The sequence below is a fragment of the Cellulomonas sp. genome, assembly GCF_965229465.1.
GTDB lineage: Bacteria > Actinomycetota > Actinomycetes > Actinomycetales > Cellulomonadaceae > Cellulomonas.
Genome location: NZ_OZ245882.1, coordinates 3273746 through 3290480, shown reverse-complemented (window position 1 = coordinate 3290480; position 16735 = coordinate 3273746). Strand labels below are relative to the sequence as shown.

Sequence of the window (16735 nt, the reverse complement as noted above, 5' to 3'; positions counted from 1 at the left end):
CGTTGCGCCCGACGCGACGAAGTCTTCACGCGAGCACGGGTTCAGCGGGTTCGGCGGGTTCGGCAGGTTCAGCCGGGGAGGGTCGCCAGCCAGCGGTTCGCCTCGCGCGGGCTGCGTAGGCGGATCACCGGGATCGGGGACTCGGCCGCGAGCGCCGTGTACCTGGTGCGGTTGCGGGCGTGCGACGTCCACGACCACAGCACCACGTTCTGGTCCGGGTCGGCGTTCAGGAGGCTGCGCAGGTCCTCCCGGTTGCCGTGCCACAGCTCCGTGCGCAGCAGCCCGCGGCGCAGGGTCCGGCGGACGACCCGGGGCATCACGGTCCGGCGCGGGTAGTCGAGCCAGACGAACGCGTCGGCGTCGTCGAGCATCCCGACCGTGCCGGTGGTCCAGTTGCCGTCGGTGACCCACCCCCGGTCGGACGCCGTGACGAACTGCCGGATCAGGGCGCGCGCCTCCTCCGGGTCCCTCTTCGTCCATCCGGCGTCCCAGAACACCTCGTCGAGCTCGAGGAGCGGCACGTCGAGGACCGCCGCCAGCCGACGCGCGAACGTCGTCTTCCCGGAGCCAGAGGTCCCCACGACGCGGACGCGGCGCAGCTGCTCGCTCATACTCCGCTGTTGAGGACTGCCGCCAGCGACCGCAGCCGCTGGTTGGTGAACAGGTCCTCCACCAGCACCACCCGGCCCGAGCTGTCCGCGAGCGGCACCTTCCAGTTCGGGTACTCCTGGTCGGTCCCCGGCTGGTTCTGCGCGCGTCGCTCCCCCACCGCGTCGGCCAGCGAGACGCCCACCAGCACCGACGGTGTCGCCATGACGTACCGGTGCAGCGCCTCGACGATCTCGCGCTCCGACGGGTCGTCGCCCACCAGCCCGCGGTCGTGCAGGACGCCGAGCATCTGGTCCTTCTCGGCCAGCGCCGCCGCGCGGACCACCTCCACCGGGTCGGTCAGCAGGCCCAGCCGCTCGCGGATGGCGACGTGCTCGCCGGCCAGGTACCCGGCGGTCGGCGGCAGGTCGTGCGTCGTCACCGTGGCCAGCACCAGCGGCCGGTAGTGCTCGGGTGCCAGGGGCGCGCCGTGCATGTCGCGCTCGAACCAGAGCACCGACGTGCCGAGCATCCCCCGCTCCGACAGGTAGTCGCGCACCCACGGCTCGACCACGCCCAGGTCCTCCCCGATCACCACGGCGCCCGCGCGGTGCGCCTCGAGCGCCAGGATGCCGACGAGGGCCTCGTGGTCGTAGCGGACGTACGCGCCGTCCGCGGAGTCGGCGCCCTCGGGGATCCACCAGAGTCGGAACAGCCCGATCACGTGGTCGATCCGGATGGCGCCCGCGTGCCGGAGCACGGTGCGCAGCATGTCTCGGTACGGCCGGTACGCGGCGCGGGCGAGGGCGTCGGGACGCCACGGCGGCTGCGACCAGTTCTGCCCCTGCTGGTTGTACATGTCCGGCGGGGCGCCGACGGTCGCGCCACGGGCGAGCACGTCGCCCAGCGCCCACACGTCCGCGCCCTCGGGGTGCACGCCGACGGCGAGGTCGTGCATGATCCCGAGCGCCATGCCCCCGTCGAGCGCGGCACGCTGAGCCGCGGCCAGCTGCTCGTCGGCGATCCACTGGAGCCACGTGTGGAACTCGACGCGCTCGGCCAGCTCCTCACGGAGCCCGGTGACGAGGCTCGACGACGGGTCGAGCGCCTCGGCGGGCCACAGCGCCGGGTTCTCGTACTTCTCCGCGAGCGCGCACCAGAGCGCGAACGTCTCGAGCCCGGCGCCCTCCTGCGCGACGAACGCGTCGAACGCCGCCTGCCGTGCGGCCGACCGCGGGGCGGCGAACACGACCTCGAGCGCCGCGCGCTTGGCGGTCCACGCCGCATCGCGGTCGATCGGGCCCGCGTCGTCGTCCATGGCGAGCACCGGCTCGGCCGCCCACTCCACCAGGGCCCGGTCCGCCGACGACAGGTAGCCCGTCTCGCGCACGTCCTCGACCCGGATGTACAGCGGGCTGACGAAGCGGCGTGTGGTCGGCAGGTACGGCGACGGGGTGAGCGGGACGGTCGGCTCGGCGGCGTGCAGCGGGTTGATGAGCAGGAAGTCCGCGCCCAGCTCACGTCCGGCGAGCCAGCCGATCTCGGCGAGGTCCGCGAGGTCGCCGACCCCCCACGACGCCCGCGAGCGGACGGAGTAGAGCTGCGCCATGAGGCCCCAGGTGCGGCGCTCACGCAGCGGCTCCGGGAGCTCCAGCCGGGACGGGGTCACGACGAGCGGGCTGTGCGCCGACGCGCTGGGACCCTCGGCGACGATCTCGTGCCAGCCCAGCGGCAGGTCGGTGGGCAGCGTGAAGGTGGCGCGGCCGACGAGCCTGCCGTCGACGGTCCGGGGGTCGACGGGGACGTCCGCCTGCGCGACCTCGCGCCGACCGCCACCTACCTCGGGGTCCAGCTCGATCCACACCTCGACGGGGTCACCGTGCGTGACGTGGACGGCCACGTGGGCCTGCCGACCCTCGCGGACGACGAGCACCGGCGGCAGCACGCGGCGCCACGGCATGTCCTCGACGTGAGCGATGGCCAGGTCGACGCGCTCTGGCGAGGACGCGTCGACACCGAGCGCCCCGAGCACCCCCTGGAGGGTGGCCGCCGACGCGCGCCGGCTCTGCCCGTGGAAGTCCCAGTGGTCCGGGACCACCCCGTAGGCCCCCGCCAGGCGCAGAAGGGCGTCGGACGCGGTTGCCGGGTCGTCTGCCACACGCCGATCCTGCCAGAGCCCTGCGCGCATACGCAGGACGGACGCTCCCGACTGCGTCACTCGCGCACCGTCCCAGCCGGTCGTCGTAGCCTTGCGGACCATGACCGCACCCGCTCTGCGCACGTACCCGACCGCCCCGCGGACCGACCTGGTCGAGGACCTGCACGGGCACCGCGTGGCCGACCCGTTCCGCGCGCTGGAGGACGAGGGGTCCGACGAGACCGAGGCCTGGTCGTCGGCGCAGGACGACCTGTACGCGCAGTACCGCGACTCGCTCGGCACCAGCGGCGCGTTCGCCACCGATCCCCTCACCGCCCGGCTCCGGGACCTGCTCGGCGCCGGGTTCGTGAGCCCGCCCGCGTGGCGTGGCGAACGCCGGTTCTTCTCGCGCCGGTCCGGCGACCAGGAGCACGCGGTGGTCGTGGTGGCCGAGGGCGATGACGAGCGCGTCCTGCTCGACCCGATCGCGATCGACCCGGCGGGCACCACCACGCTCGACGCGTGGCAGCCGTCGAAGGAGGGCCACCTCGTCGCGTACCAGGTGTCGTCCGGCGGCACCGAGGAGAGCGTCCTGCACGTCCTGGACGTGGTCACCGGCGAGCTGGTGGACGGACCGATCGACCGCGCGCGGTACTCCCCCGTGGCGTGGCTGCCCGGCGGCGAGGCGTTCTACTACGTGCGCCGGCTGCCCCCGGAGACCCTGCCGGAGGACGAGGCGCAGTACCACCGCCGCGTCTGGCTGCACCGGCTGGGCACCCCCGCCACCGACGACGTCGAGGTGTTCGGCGCGGGCCTCGATCACACCAACTACTACGGCGTGTCGGTCTCCCGCGACGGGCGCTGGCTGATCGTGTCGGCGTCCGCCGGGACGGCACCCCGGACGGACGTGTGGATCGCCGACCTCTCCGCCGGCGACCTCGACGCCCCGTCGTTCGTCGACGTCGCCGTCGGCCTGGACGCCGAGACCGGCGCGTGGGTGGCCCGCGACGGCCGGCTGTACGTGCACACCAACCTCGACGCGCCCCGCGGCCGGATCGCGGTCACCGACCCGACGGCACCCGGCGTCGAGCACTGGACCACCCTGCTCGCCGAGGACCCCACGGCGGTCCTCGAGGACGTGGCGTTCATCGACGGCGGCGGGGACGACACCACGCCGACCCTGCTGCTCGCGTCCTGGCGCCGGCACTCCGTCTCCGACGTCAGCGCGCACGACCCGCGGACGGGTCAGCGGCTCCCCGACGCGGTCACGCTGCCCGGGCTCGGCTCCATCTCGGGCCTCGCGACGCGACCCGACGGCGGCCCGGAGATCTGGTTCTCCTACACGGACCACACGACGCCCACGAGCGTGCACCGGTTCGACGCACGCACCGGGCAGACCACCCTGTGGGCGTCGCCTCCCGGGCTCGTCGCCGACCTGCCGGACGTCCGCGCGCGGCAGATCGAGGTCACCAGCCCCGATGGCACCACCGTGCGCGCGTTCGTCGTCGCCCGCACGGACGCGCTCGACGCCGACGGCCACCCCCTGGCTCCCGCGCCGACGATCCTCTACGGGTACGGCGGGTTCCAGATCTCCCTCGACCCGGCGTTCTCGGCGACCACGCTCGCGTGGGTCGAGGCGGGCGGCGTGTACGTCGTCGCCAACCTGCGCGGGGGTGGCGAGGAGGGCGAGGAGTGGCACCGCGCGGGCATGCGGGCCCACAAGCAGAACGTGTTCGACGACTTCCACGCCGTCGGCGACCACCTCGTCGCGCAGGGCTGGACCACCCCGGACCAGCTGGCGTGCTGGGGCGGCTCCAACGGCGGCCTGCTCGTCGGCGCCGCGCTGACCCAGCGCCCCGACCTGTTCGCCGCCGTCGTCTGCTCGGCGCCCCTGCTCGACATGGTCCGCTACCAGCGGTTCGGCCTCGGCGTCACGTGGACCGAGGAGTACGGCGACGCCGACGACCCGACCGAGCTCGGCTGGCTGGTCGGCTACTCGCCGTACCACCGGGTGGTCGACGGGACCGCGTACCCCGCCACGCTGTTCACGGTGTTCGAGGGCGACACCCGGGTGGACCCGCTGCACGCCCGCAAGCTCGCCGCGGCGCTCCAGGCCGCGACCAGCGGCGAGGCTCCGATCCTCGTCCGCCGCGAGCGCGGGGTCGGCCACGGCGGGCGGGCGCTGTCCCGGACCATCGGGCTGACCGTGGAGCAGCTCCAGTTCGTCGCGGACCGGACCGGCCTGGCCGGGGGCGCCGCATGATCGCCACCGCGCCGTCGCCGGCCCCGGAGGACGTCACGTCAGCGCAGTCCTGGGCCGAGTGGTTCGTCGGGCTGCCGCTGAAGATCATCCTCATCGTCGTGATCAGCAGCATCGTGCTGGTCCTGCTGCGTCGCGCGATCCGCGGGATCACCAACCACATCGCCGACGGCTCGTCGATCCTCGACCGCGGCCCGCTCGGTGAGTCCGCGGTCGGCAGCGTGCTGGCCAAGGCCAACCCGTTGGCCAATGCGCGACGCGCCCAACGAGCTCGGACGATCGGCTCGGTGCTCCGCTCGACCGCGACGATCGTTGTCGGTGGCATCGCGTTCTTCCTGGTCCTCGACGCCCTCGGGGTCAACATCGCCCCGTTCATCGCGTCGGCCGGGGTCATCGGCGTGGCGGTCGGGTTCGGCGCCCAGAGTCTGGTCAAGGACTTCCTCACCGGGCTGTTCATGCTGCTGGAGGACCAGTACGGAGTCGGCGACGTCGTGGACGTGGGTCCGGCGAACGGCACCGTCGAGGCGGTCTCGCTGCGGGTCACCAAGATCCGGGACGCGGACGGGACGCTCTGGTACGTCCCCAACGGCACGATGCTGCGCGTCGGCAACAAGACCCAGGGCTGGGCGACGGCGGTGGTCGAGATCGACGTGGACTACTTCGCCGACCTGGACCAGGTGCGGTCGCTGCTCGCCGAGGCCGCGGCACGCGTGGTGAAGGACCCGGTCGTCGGTGCGCACATCCTGGGCGAGCCGACGATCACCGGCATCGAGCGCCTGAGCGCGGACGCGGTCACGCTCCGGCTCAAGGTGAAGACCTCCCCTGCGATGCAGTGGCAGGTCGCCCGGGAGCTGCGGATCGCCGCCCGCGACGCGCTGGACCGGGCCGACGTGCCCCTGGCCGGGCAGCGGGACCTCATGGCCACCCACCGGGCGGCCCTCGGCGCCCACGACGGCGAGGCGCGGGAGGCCGCGGTGGACGGCGGAGCGCCCATGCCACGTGACCCGCGGAGCACCCCGATCGACGACGCGATGTCGGGCCGCGACGCGCGGGTGGCCGCGATCGGCGAGGAGCCGGTGGCGACGGAGGAGCCGGACCCCCGCTGACGTCAGGCCCAGTCGAGCAGCGGGTCCCCCGCCCTAACGGTGGCGCCGTCGGCGACCAGCAGGGTGAGGGCCTCCGGATCGGCCTGGAGCGCGATCACCGGGCAGATGGTCGTCAGCCCGGCGGCGGACACGTCGACGGGCGACCACGTCACGAGGCGGTCGCCGGCGCGCACGGCCTGGCCGCCGTCGACGTGCAGCGTGAAGCCCTGGCCGGCCAGCCCGACCGTGTCGATGCCGAGGTGGACGAGGATCGTCCGTCCCTCGCTGAGCTCGAGGGCGAACGCGTGCGGGTGCAGGGCGCCGATCACCCCGTCCGCGGGGGCCAGCACGGTCTGGGTCTGCACGTGCTGCGGCTCGATGGCCACGCCGGGACCGACCATGCCCTCCGCGAAGACCGGGTCGGGCACCTCCGAGACGGGCCGGACGACGCCGCCCAGCGGGCTGAGCAACCGCAGGGTGGTCATCCGTCGCGCCCGGGGCCGCGGCGGCCGGTCAGCGCAGGCTGTCGAGCTCGGCGGCGAGGTTGTCGGCCTCCGGGCCGACGATCACCTGGACGATGCGGCCGGACCGCACCACGCCGAACGCGCCGCTGGCCTTCAGCGCCGCCTCGTCGACCAGATGGGCATCGCTCACCTCGACGCGGAGCCGGGTGATGCACGGCTCGAGGTCGACGACGTTCCCGTCGCCGCCCAGCGCTGCGAGGATCTGCTCTGCCTTGCTCAATGGAACTCCCCAGCTCGACCGGCGCCGGTCTGCGCCAAGGGCCAGCGTAACCCTGGCACACCGACCTCAGCCTCGCAGTGCCGGACGCGCGTGGCGGGTGGCGTCCGCGGACATCGAAGGACCACACTGCCGTCAGGTCGACGAGGAGGTCCCGCCAGGTGAGCCAGCCATCCCCCACGGTCATCACCGGCATCGGGGTCAGCCCAGGACGCGTCGTCGCGCCCGCCGTGCTGATGCCCGACCCGATCGCGGAGCCGCCGTCCGGCCGTCGGCTGCCACCCGGCACCGACTACGCCGCGGAGGCCAAGCGGGTCGGTGCCGCGTCCGAGGTGGTCCGTGCCGCGCTCGACGCCGCCGCCGACCGCGCCCAGGGCGACAGCGCCGACCTCCTGCACGCGACGGCCGCGATCGCCGCGGACCCCACGCTCGTGGCCGACGCCGAGCAGCGCGTCGTCAACGACCGGCTGGTGCCGGAGCGCGCCGTCTGGGAGGCCGCGGAGGCCGTCGCTGCGCAGTTCGAGGCGCTCGGCGGGTACTTCGCGGAGCGCGTGCGCGATATCGCGGACGTCCGCGACCGCCTCGTCGCGGAGCTCACCGGCAGGGCAGCCCCAGGCGTCCCCGCGCACGAGGCGCCGTTCGTGCTGGTCGCCGGGGACCTGGCGCCCGCCATCGTCGCGACGCTCGACACCGACCGCGTGCTCGCCCTCGTCACCGGCGCCGGCGGGCCCACCTCGCACACGGCGATCCTCGCGCGCTCCCGCGGCATCCCCGCGGTGGTCGCCGCGCGGGGCGTCGAGGCGGCCGTGGTGGCCGAGGGCCTCGTGCTGGTCGACGGCGCCGCGGGGACCGTGACCGTCGGGCCCACCGACGAGCAGGTGGCCGCGGCACTGGCGCTCGCCGCGCAGGTCCGCACGTTCGACGGGCGCGGGCACACGGCCGACGGGCGCCACGTCGAGCTGCTGGCCAACGTGGGCGACCCGTCCGACGCGGCACCGGCAGCCGCCGCGGGGGCCGAGGGCGTCGGGCTGTTCCGGACGGAGTTCGGGTTCCTCGACCGCGAGGAGGCACCGAGCATCGACGAGCAGGTCGCCGCGTACCGCCGCGTGCTCGCCGCCTTCCCGGGTCGCAAGGTCGTGGTCCGCACGCTCGACGCGGGTGCCGACAAGCCGCTGCCGTTCCTCGCCGGGGACCCCGAGGTCAACCCGGCGCTCGGCGTCCGTGGCCTGCGGACCGCCGCGCGCCACCCCGAGGTGCTCCAGGACCAGCTGGCGGCGATCGCCCGGGCGGCCGCCGCCGAGACCGCCGAGGTCTGGGTGATGGCCCCGATGGTGTCCACCGTCGACGAGGCCCAGCAGTTCGTCGCCGCCTGCGCCGCCCACGGGCTGCCCGTCGCGGGGGTGATGATCGAGGTGCCGAGCGCCGCGCTGCTGGCCGGTCCGATCCTGGCGCACGCCGCGTTCGCCAGCATCGGCACCAACGACCTCACGCAGTACGCGATGGCCGCGGACCGGCTGCTGGGTGCCGTCGCCGAGCTGTCCGACCCGTGGCAGCCCGCCGTCCTGCACCTGGTCGCCGCGACCTGCGCGGGCGGCGCGCAGCAGGACCGACCGGTCGGGGTGTGCGGCGAGGCGGCCGCCAACCCGGCCCTCGCCGTCGTGCTCGTGGGTCTCGGGGTGTCCTCCCTGTCCATGACCCCGCGGGCGCTCCCCGACGTCGCCGCACTGCTGGCCGTGACCCCGCTCGACGAGTGCCGCCGCCTCGCACAGCTGGCGCTCGCCGCCTCGAGTGCGGCGGACGCGCGGGCCGTCGTGCGGGCCGGCCTGCCCGTGCTGGAGGAGCTGGGGCTCTGAGTTCGCGTGTGAGGATTGGCCGGTGAGATCCGACTCCTTCTACGCGGCGATCGGCGGCCACGAGACGTTCGTCCGCCTGGTCGACGAGTTCTACCGCGGCGTCGCCGCCGACCCGGTGCTGCGACCCATGTACCCCGAGCAGGACCTCGGCCCGGCCGCCGAGCGGCTGACCCTGTTCCTCGAGCAGTACTGGGGCGGACCGACCACCTACTCCGACGAGCGCGGGCACCCGCGGCTGCGCATGCGGCACGCGCCGTTCAAGGTCAACCCCGACGCACGTGACCGCTGGCTGCTGCACATGCGGGCCGCCGTGGACAGCCTGGACCTGGCGCCGCTGCACCACGCGGAGCTCTGGGACTACCTGGAGCGGGCCGCGCACTCGATGCTCAACACGTTCGACGACTGAGGTCCCTGCGACCGACGTCACGCCGCGCGGACCCCGGGTGGGGCGTGCTCGTCATGAGACGCTGCGGTCCATGACGATCGAGCCCGACCCGACCGCCCCCGTGCTCGACATCCTGCGGCTGGAGGAGGACCCGGGCACGCCGGACCAGTTCACCGGTCGCAGCCTGCCCCAGCCCAGCGGGCGCGTGTTCGGCGGGCAGGTGCTGGCCCAGGCGCTGCTCGCCGCCGGCCGGACGATCACGGACGGCCGGCTCCCCCACTCGCTGCACGGGTACTTCCTGCGCGCCGGCGACGCGCGCGAGCCCATCACGTTCGCCGTCGAGCGGCTGCGCGACGGCCGCTCCTTCAGCGCCCGCCGGACGCACGCGCTCCAGGGCGGCGAGGCGATCCTGTCGATGATCACGTCCTTCCAGGAGCAGCAGCCTGGGCTCGACTACGCCGACCCGATGCCGGACGGGATCCCCGGACCCGACGAGGTGCCGTCCGCGCTGGACGTCCTCGGAGGCATCGACCACCCCGTGGCCAAGTTCTGGACGCAGGAGGCCGCGTTCGACGTCCGGCACGTCGACGGGTCGATCTACCTGGGCCCGCCCGCGGAGGCGACCGGTCGGCAGGCCGTGTGGTTCCGGTCGCGCGGCCCGCTGCCCGACGACCAGCTGCTGCACCGGGCGCTCCTGGCCTACGCGTGCGACCAGGTGATGCTCGAACCCATCCTGCGGCGGGCGGGCCGCTCGTGGGTCACCCGTGGGCTGTCGATCGCCTCCCTGGACCACGCGATGTGGTGGCACCGGGACGTCCGCGTGGACGACTGGCTCCTGTACGTGCAGTCCACTCCCAGCGCGCAGGGTGGACGCGGGCTGGGCGCAGCGCGCGTGTTCACACAGGACGGGGTCCTCGTGGCGTCGGTCGCGCAGGAAGGCATGGTCCGCTTCCCGGACTGACCGCTCCGCGCGCGGACCGGACGCGGCCGGGTGACACTGCCCGGATGGTCCGACTGCGCCGCGTCCGCCTCGACGCCCCCGGCTGGTCGCGACGCCGCGCCGGTCGGGGGTTCGTCTACCTCGACCACGACAAGGTCCGGATCGTCGACGAGGAGCACCTCGAACGGATCACGGTGCTCGCCATCCCGCCCGCGTGGCGCGACGTGTGGATCAGCCCGTGGCCCAACGGCCACATCCAGGCCGCGGGGCTCGACGACGCCGAGCGCCGGCAGTACCTCTACCACCAGCAGTGGACGGTGCGCCGGGGCCGCCTCAAGCACGACCACGTGCTCGACGTCGCCCGCCGCCTGCCCGCCGCGCGTCGCCGCGTGCGGGCGGACCTGGCGCTGGAGGGCATGCCCCGCGAGAAGGTGCTCGCCCTGGCGTTCCGGCTGCTCGACCTCGCCTACCTGCGCGTCGGCGGCGAGGGGTACGCCCTCCAGCACGGCTCCTACGGGCTGGCGACGCTGCTGCGCTCGCACGTCCGCGTCCTGGCGCCCGAGAGCGAGAGCGACCCCGGCCGCGTGCACCTGAACTTCCCGGCCAAGTCGGGGCAGGTGCGGGACACGATCGTCGAGGACGACGACGTCGCCACCCTCGTGCGGACGCTCACCCGGAGGCGGGACGACGGCCCGGAGCTCCTGGCCTGGCGCGACGACGACGGCGGGTGGCACGACGTGACCAGCGCGGACGTCGGCGCCTACGTCAAGCGGCAGCTGGGCGAGGACGCCACCCCGAAGGACTTCCGCACGTGGCACGCGACCGTGCTCGCCGCGCGCGGCCTGGCCGACGCCGGTCCGCCCCCGGCGTCCGAGCGCGCCCGCCGCCGCGTGGTCACCGACGTCGTGCGCGCGGTGGCCGAGGAGCTGGGGAACACGCCCGCCGTGTGCCGGGCGTCGTACATCGACCCGCGCGTCATCGAGCTCTGGGAGCGCGGCACGACGATCCGCCGCACCCGGTCGCAGGCCGTCGCGGAGCGCGAGACCCTGGCGATGCTGAGCGCGGGCTGAGGATCGGTCGCGACCGGGTGCGGGGGCGCGCCCGGCACCGCAGACTTCCCAGATGGCCACTGCCCCGGACGACCTCCTGCCCGCACCCGTCGCGGACACCCTCGTCGGGCTGGTCCCCGGCCTCGGCCCCGACGGCCACCCCCGCGCCGACGCGCCCCTGGTCGCGGTCACGGGCGTCACCGGCTACGTCGGCGGGCGGCTGGTCCCCGAGCTGCTCGCGGCCGGCTACCGCGTGCGCGCGATCGCCCGGCACCCCGACCGGCTGCGGGGCCGGCCCTGGTACGCCGACGTCGAGGTCGCCGCGGCCGACGCCGCCGACCCCGAGCAGATCCGCGCCGCGCTCGAGGGCACCCAGATCGCGTACTACCTGATCCACTCGCTGGGCTCCGGGCGCAGCTTCGAGTCGACCGACCGGCACACCGCCCTCGTCTTCGGGCAGGCGGCGCGCGAGGCCGGGGTCGAGCGGATCGTCTACCTCGGCGGCCTCTACCCCGAGGGCGAGGACCTGTCCCCGCACCTGGCGTCCCGTACCGAGGTCGGGGAGATCCTGCTCGCCAGCGGTGTGCCGACGACGGTCCTGCGGGCGGCGGTCATCCTGGGCTCCGGCTCGGCGTCGTTCGAGATGATGCGCTACCTCACCGAGCGCCTGCCCGCCATGACGGTGCCGCGCTGGGTGGAGAACCGCATCCAGCCGATCTCCATCCGGGACGTGCTGCGCTACCTGGTCGGCTCTGCGGCGATGCCGGCCGAGGTCAGCCGCGGGTTCGACATCGGGGGTCCGGACGTCCTGACCTACCGCGACATGATGCAGCGCTACGCCGCAGCGTCCGGGCTGCACCGGCGGGTCATCGTCGGCGTCCCCGTGCTGACCCCGAAGCTGTCCAGCCTCTGGGTGTCGCTGGTGACCCCGGTGCCCGGTGGGCTCGCGCGCCCGCTGGTCGAGTCCCTGGTGCACGAGGTGGTGTGCGACGAGCACGACATCGCCGAGCACGTCCCCGACCCGCCCGGCGGGCTGATCGGCTTCGACCGCGCCGTGCGGCTGGCCCTCCAGCGCGTGCAGGACGCCGCGGTCACCACCCGGTGGTCCTCGGCCTCCGTGCCGGGCGCGCCCAGCGACCCGCTGCCGAGCGACCCCGACTGGGCCGGCGGCTCGCTCTTCGTCGACGAGCGGCAGGTCACCGTCGACGCCTCCCCCGCCGCCCTGTGGCGGGTGCTCGAGGCCGTCGGCGGCGAGCGCGGCTGGTACTCGTGGGGGCTGGCGTGGCGCGTCCGCGGGCTCGCGGACCGGCTGGTGGGCGGACCCGGGCTGCGCCGCGGGCGTCGGGACCCGCTCCAGCTGCTGGTGGACGACGCGGTCGACTTCTGGCGGGTCGAGGCCATCGAGGAGGGCAGCCTGCTGCGCCTGCGCGCCGAGATGCGGGTGCCGGGGCTCGCGTGGCTGGAGCTGCGCGTCGAGCCGACAGGCACCTCCGACGCCCGGTCGGTCTTCTCCCAGCGCGCGCTGTTCCACCCGAAGGGCCTGCTCGGCCAGCTCTACTGGTGGTCCGTGTACCCGTTCCACGGGATCGTGTTCGGCGGCATGCAGCGGAACATCGCCCGTGCCGCAGAGACAGCCGAGCGCGCCCGCACTGACCGACGCGTCAGCGCCGCCGGCGGATCGTGACGGGCTCCTCCAGGTAGGCGGCCCACGCCGCGCGCTCCTCGGCACCGATGCGTCGGGGCGCTCCCGTCGCGGCGTCGACGAGCACCAGCGTCGTGAGTGCCCGGGCGTAGGTGACGCGCTCGGGGCCGATCTCGCCCGCGTCGCGCACCTCGTAGCAGACGTCGAGGCTGGCCCCGCCGAGGTGGCCCAGCCACATCTCCACGATCACCGGCGTCCGGCGGTAGCCCAGCGGCTTGAGGTACTCGATCTCCTGGCGCGCGACGAGCGTGGACAGCTCGGCACCCGGGCCCGCGTCCAGCACCGCGGTCGGCCACGCGCTCTCCGCCCGGCTGCCGTCGGGCGCCACCGGGTGGCTCCAGAACGCCTCGATCCGGGCCTCCTCGAGCAGCCGCAGCATCTCGACGTTGTTCACGTGCTGGTAGGCGTCCATGTCCGACCAGCGCAGCTGCACGGGGACCTCGAGGCGAGTCATGCGCTCGATCCTAGGAGCGCGTCAGGCTGCGGCCTTCGACGCCGCCGCGCGGCACCGGGCCAGCGCGTCCATCTCGGCGGCCACCGGCCCGATCACGTGGTCGTTCACGGCCGCCGCCACGGACGCGCCCAGGCGCCGACGCGCCGTCGCGGCACGGCTGCGGCCCGCGACCACCCCGACCAACCAGCCGAACCCGGCGACGAGAAGCCCGGCGACGACTCCACCCAGCAGCAGGAGCGTCGGCGCGGGCAACCCCCACCACACCGGCGTCTCGGGGGCGGGCAGCTGGAGCCACGCCATCGCCGCCAGCGTGATCAGCCAGGCCAGCCCCGCCACCGCGACCGCGAGCAGCACCCACTGGAGGAACGCGAGCACCCGCCACGTCCACGGCACGCGCACGGCGCCGACAGGCACCCGCACGACGGTCCGGTCGAGCACGTCGTCGAGGTTCACGTCGGCCGCGCGTGACCGGGCGGCCAGGACCCAGTGGTCGGGCGCCCCGGCGGTCGCGGCGTCCACATAGGTGCGCACCGCGCTGAGCGCGGCGGCTCGCTCACCCGCCGCCGGTGCCGGCCGCGACGAGCGCAGCAGGTCGTCGGACCCCGCCCGGAGCCGGTCGCGGCCCAGTCCGAGGCGTCGCAGCGGGTCGGGACGCAGCTGTGCCACCCACCGGGTCACCGGCCAGCCGGTCGTGGCGCGCGCCGACCGCTTGGTCGAGCGCCGCACGGCGTCCGCGACCTCGTCGACTCCCGCAGCGGACGCCCACGCGCGCACGAGGCCGGCGGCCGCGCCGACCTCCCGGCGGGAGTTCGGCGGCCGGCCGCAGGCCTCCACGAGCGCACGCGCCGCCAGCCGCACGTCCCCGGTCACCCGCTCCGTCGCCGCCAGCCGGCGCTGGGCCGCACGGGCGAGCAGGTCCCGCAGCTCGCTGACGCCCGCGCCGGTCGACGCGCTGACCGCCAGCACCGGCGACGCCGCGAGCCCGTCCTCGGCGGCCAGCCGCTGCAGGTCCGCCACCATCGCGCGTTGCTCCGCGGGTGCCAGGCGGTCCGCCTGGTTGAGCACCAGGACGACGACCCCGGCGTGGTCGCGCAGGCCGCGCAGGTAGCGGGCGTGCAGGGCGGCGTCGGCGTACTTCTGCGGGTCGACCACCCAGACCAGCAGGTCCACACGCTCGTAGAGGCGCTCGGCGATCGCGCGGTGCTCGGTCACCACCGAGTCGTGGTCGGGCAGGTCCAGGAGCACCAGGCCCGTCGCCGTCTCCAGCGCGCGGCTGCCGGCCACGTGCCGTTGGCGGACGTCGAGCCAGTCCAGGAGCTCGTCGGCACCGTGCTCCGTCTCGCCCCCCTTGGCGGGGACGATCACCGCGACCGGCTGCCCGGTGGTGGGCCGGCGGACGCCCGGCTCCGCGATGCGCGCGCCGGCGAGGGCGTTGAGCAGCGACGACTTGCCCGACCCGGTGGCGCCGGCGAGCGCCACCACCGTGTACTCACCGGACAGCGCCGCGCGGTCCCGCGCCTTCGCGACGACGGCCGCGGGTGCGTCGAGGGCGACGTCGGGCAGCCGCCCACGAGCGAGCCCGACGGCCTCGTCGAGCGCCGCGACTCTCCCCGCCAAGCTCCCCGTCGAGGCGCTCACCCGTCGCCCCGGAACCACCGGCTCCACCACCGGGAGCGCTCCGGCTCCTCGCGGTCGGGCACAGCCACCGACCGGGCGACGGCCCCCGTCCCGCGCAGGTGCCCGCTGCCCCCGGCCGGGAGCTCGCCGGCTCCCCACGCGGTCGCTGCGGTCCGTGCCGCCATCGCCGACCCCACCGCCGCCGCCGACGCCCGCAGGCCTTCGGCGGCGTCGCGGCCGCGCGCACCGGTGGCATCCAGCTGACGCGTGAACCGGGAGGACTCCTCGTCCAGCAGCGCATCCGTGCGGGCGGCCAGGCGGCTGTGCGCCTCCTGCGTGAGGCGTCGCACGGCGTCGTCGCCGAAGACCGCCTCGAGCAGGCGCTGCGCGAGCAGGGCCGACCCGCCGACGATGCCGATCTCGGCACCCGTGATTCCGCCGGTCGACGCGAAGACGGCGACCATGAGCACCGCGCCGAGCCCGTTGACCCCGTAGGACAGGGCGCGCGCGGTCGTCCGCTTGTCGGCGCCCTCCGTCTCGACGAGCGCCAGCACGTCGCCCTGCCACGCCCGGACCTGCTCCGCAGTCCGCGTGCGCAGGTCGCTGGAGGCCCGGGACAGGGCCAGCCCGTCGAGCAGCGCCAGGCCCGCCGGGTCGTGGCGCCACGCGGAGTGGGCCCGCTCGGCGGCCTCCTCGGCCGCGTCCTGGATGACCGCGGACAGGCCGTGCGCCACCGCCTCGACCAGCGCCGGCTCGGCGGGTCGGCGCCCGCGCACGAACCCCACCACGCGGTCGCGCAGCCGGGAGACGCCCTGCTCCAGGGACCGGAACCACTCGCTGGTGCCGACCACGTCCTGCCACCGCGCCAGCACCTCGCCGCGCAGCAGGGTCCCGTCCGAGGTCGCGTGGGCGATCTGCGCCGACGCGGTCGCGTATGCGGCCGTCACCGCCGAGCGCAGGCGCGCGTCCGCCGCCCGCTGCTCGTCCGCCGCGTCGGCCAGCTCGAGCGCCCGGCGGGACACGTCGGCGACGGCACCGTCCCACGTCTCGGCGAGCGCCGCCGCGCGCACGGCCGGGTCCGTGGCGGTCCGGGTGAGGAAGTCGGCGATCGGCCCCACGGCGTGCTCGGGCAGCAGCCCGTCCTCGAGCGCGACCTCCGGCACCACGATCACCGTGGCCGACGACAGCCCGGCATCCGCGAGCATCTGCTTCAGGTGCTCGCCCACAGCCGTCTCGGCACCGGCGTCCACCCGGTCCAGCACCAGCGCGAGGTGCGTGCCCCGCTGGGCGGCGTCGGCCAGCAGCTCCCACGGGACGGCGTCCGCGTACCGCGCGGCGGTGGTGACGAACAGCCAGACGTCGGCGGCACCCAGCAGCTGGGCCGCGAGGACGCGGTTGCCCTCCTCGACCGAGTCCACGTCGGGCGCGTCGAGCAGGGCCAGCCCGACCGGCACCGCCTCGGAGGCCACCAGCCGCAGCCCCGGCCGCGCACCGGCGAGCCCCTGCTCACCGGCCGCGTCCGCGCGGGACAGCGACGGCAGCACCCGGTCCGAGCTGAACCAGCGCACGTCCAGCGGGTGGTGCACGAGCACCGGCCAGCGGGTGGTGGGGCGCAGCACGCCCGACGGGCTGACCTCCGCGCCGACCAGCGAGTTGACCACCGTCGACTTGCCGGCACCGGTCGAGCCGCCGACGACCACGAGCACGGGTGCGCCAGGATCGCGCAGCCGCGGCAGCAGGTAGTCGTCGAGCTGGTCCAGGACGCGGGTGCGGTCGGCGCGGGCGACCGGGGCCGACGCGGTCTCGAGCGGGAGCCGGACGTCAGCGACGCGGCTGCGCAGCGTGAGCAGGGCGCCGACCAGCTCGTCGTGCTCCATCGCCACCGCCTCTCAGGTCATGCCGAGCGTATAGGCGCAGGTCCGAG

The 16735-nt window shown here is 75.2% G+C and carries 14 protein-coding genes; 7 read left to right on the top strand and 7 right to left on the bottom strand.

Features of this window, described 5'->3' with window-relative positions; all coding sequences use genetic code 11:
* Window positions 1-68: 68 nt before the first annotated feature.
* Together ACO06A_RS15670 and malQ are read right to left on the bottom strand one after the other, a co-directional pair.
* On the bottom strand, window positions 69-611 hold the full coding sequence (locus ACO06A_RS15670; protein WP_421733143.1) for a toxin: 543 nt from the start codon (window positions 609-611) through the stop codon (window positions 69-71).
* Entirely contained in the window at window positions 608-2776 is a 2169-nt protein-coding gene (malQ, locus tag ACO06A_RS15665; RefSeq protein ID WP_421736079.1) for a 4-alpha-glucanotransferase, read from the bottom strand. The genes ACO06A_RS15670 and malQ overlap by 4 nt, the downstream gene beginning before the upstream one ends.
* Window positions 2777-2846: 70 nt before the next feature.
* On the opposite strand from malQ, the gene ACO06A_RS15660 reads away from it, so the two are divergent.
* The gene (locus tag ACO06A_RS15660; RefSeq protein ID WP_421733142.1) at window positions 2847-4988 is read left to right on the top strand and encodes a prolyl oligopeptidase family serine peptidase; all 2142 of its coding nucleotides are present in this window, start codon (window positions 2847-2849) and stop codon (window positions 4986-4988) included.
* Window positions 4985-6091 carry a mechanosensitive ion channel family protein gene (locus ACO06A_RS15655; protein WP_421733141.1) on the top strand — a complete coding sequence of 369 codons (1107 nt, stop codon included), beginning with the start codon at window positions 4985-4987 and terminating at the stop codon, window positions 6089-6091. The genes ACO06A_RS15660 and ACO06A_RS15655 overlap by 4 nt, the downstream gene beginning before the upstream one ends.
* A gap of 2 nt (window positions 6092-6093) precedes the next feature.
* Here the strand turns inward: ACO06A_RS15655 and ACO06A_RS15650 are convergent, their stop codons facing one another.
* Window positions 6094-6555 carry a PTS sugar transporter subunit IIA gene (locus ACO06A_RS15650; RefSeq protein ID WP_421733140.1) on the bottom strand — a complete coding sequence of 154 codons (462 nt, stop codon included), beginning with the start codon at window positions 6553-6555 and terminating at the stop codon, window positions 6094-6096.
* A 28-nt stretch (window positions 6556-6583) separates the two neighbouring features.
* A complete protein-coding gene (locus ACO06A_RS15645; RefSeq protein WP_056092748.1) occupies window positions 6584-6814 on the bottom strand; it encodes a glucose PTS transporter subunit EIIB in 231 nt (76 codons plus the stop codon).
* Window positions 6815-6972: 158 nt separating this feature from the next.
* Between ACO06A_RS15645 and ptsP the strand changes: the two genes are divergently transcribed.
* The 5 genes from ptsP to ACO06A_RS15620 all read left to right on the top strand — a co-directional run bounded on the left by ptsP (window position 6973) and on the right by ACO06A_RS15620 (window position 12722).
* Window positions 6973-8664, top strand: a complete 1692-nt coding sequence (ptsP, locus tag ACO06A_RS15640) for a phosphoenolpyruvate--protein phosphotransferase (RefSeq protein WP_421733139.1) — start codon at window positions 6973-6975, stop codon at window positions 8662-8664.
* 22 nt (window positions 8665-8686) lie between these two features.
* Window positions 8687-9070, top strand: a complete 384-nt coding sequence (locus tag ACO06A_RS15635) for a globin (protein ID WP_175348597.1) — start codon at window positions 8687-8689, stop codon at window positions 9068-9070.
* Between the two features lie 70 nt (window positions 9071-9140).
* Window positions 9141-10010, top strand: a complete 870-nt coding sequence (locus ACO06A_RS15630) for an acyl-CoA thioesterase (RefSeq protein WP_175348596.1) — start codon at window positions 9141-9143, stop codon at window positions 10008-10010.
* Window positions 10011-10054: 44 nt separating this feature from the next.
* Window positions 10055-11059: a DNA topoisomerase IB gene (locus tag ACO06A_RS15625; protein WP_421733138.1), complete on the top strand. Its 1005-nt coding sequence runs from the start codon at window positions 10055-10057 to the stop codon at window positions 11057-11059.
* Between the two features lie 52 nt (window positions 11060-11111).
* Entirely contained in the window at window positions 11112-12722 is a 1611-nt protein-coding gene (locus ACO06A_RS15620; RefSeq protein ID WP_421733137.1) for an SDR family oxidoreductase, read from the top strand.
* Here ACO06A_RS15620 and ACO06A_RS15615 read toward each other — a convergent pair.
* Genes ACO06A_RS15615 through ACO06A_RS15605 form a run of 3 tightly spaced genes read right to left on the bottom strand, consistent with a single transcriptional unit; the run spans window position 12700 to window position 16688 of the window.
* Complete coding sequence (locus tag ACO06A_RS15615; protein WP_421733136.1) at window positions 12700-13194, bottom strand: acyl-CoA thioesterase; 495 nt, start codon at window positions 13192-13194, stop codon at window positions 12700-12702. The genes ACO06A_RS15620 and ACO06A_RS15615 overlap by 23 nt on opposite strands.
* A gap of 21 nt (window positions 13195-13215) precedes the next feature.
* Window positions 13216-14832: a GTPase gene (locus ACO06A_RS15610; protein ID WP_421733135.1), complete on the bottom strand. Its 1617-nt coding sequence runs from the start codon at window positions 14830-14832 to the stop codon at window positions 13216-13218.
* A complete protein-coding gene (locus ACO06A_RS15605; RefSeq protein ID WP_421733134.1) occupies window positions 14829-16688 on the bottom strand; it encodes a dynamin family protein in 1860 nt (619 codons plus the stop codon). Before ACO06A_RS15605 ends, ACO06A_RS15610 begins: the two co-directional genes overlap by 4 nt.
* Window positions 16689-16735: the final 47 nt, after the last annotated feature.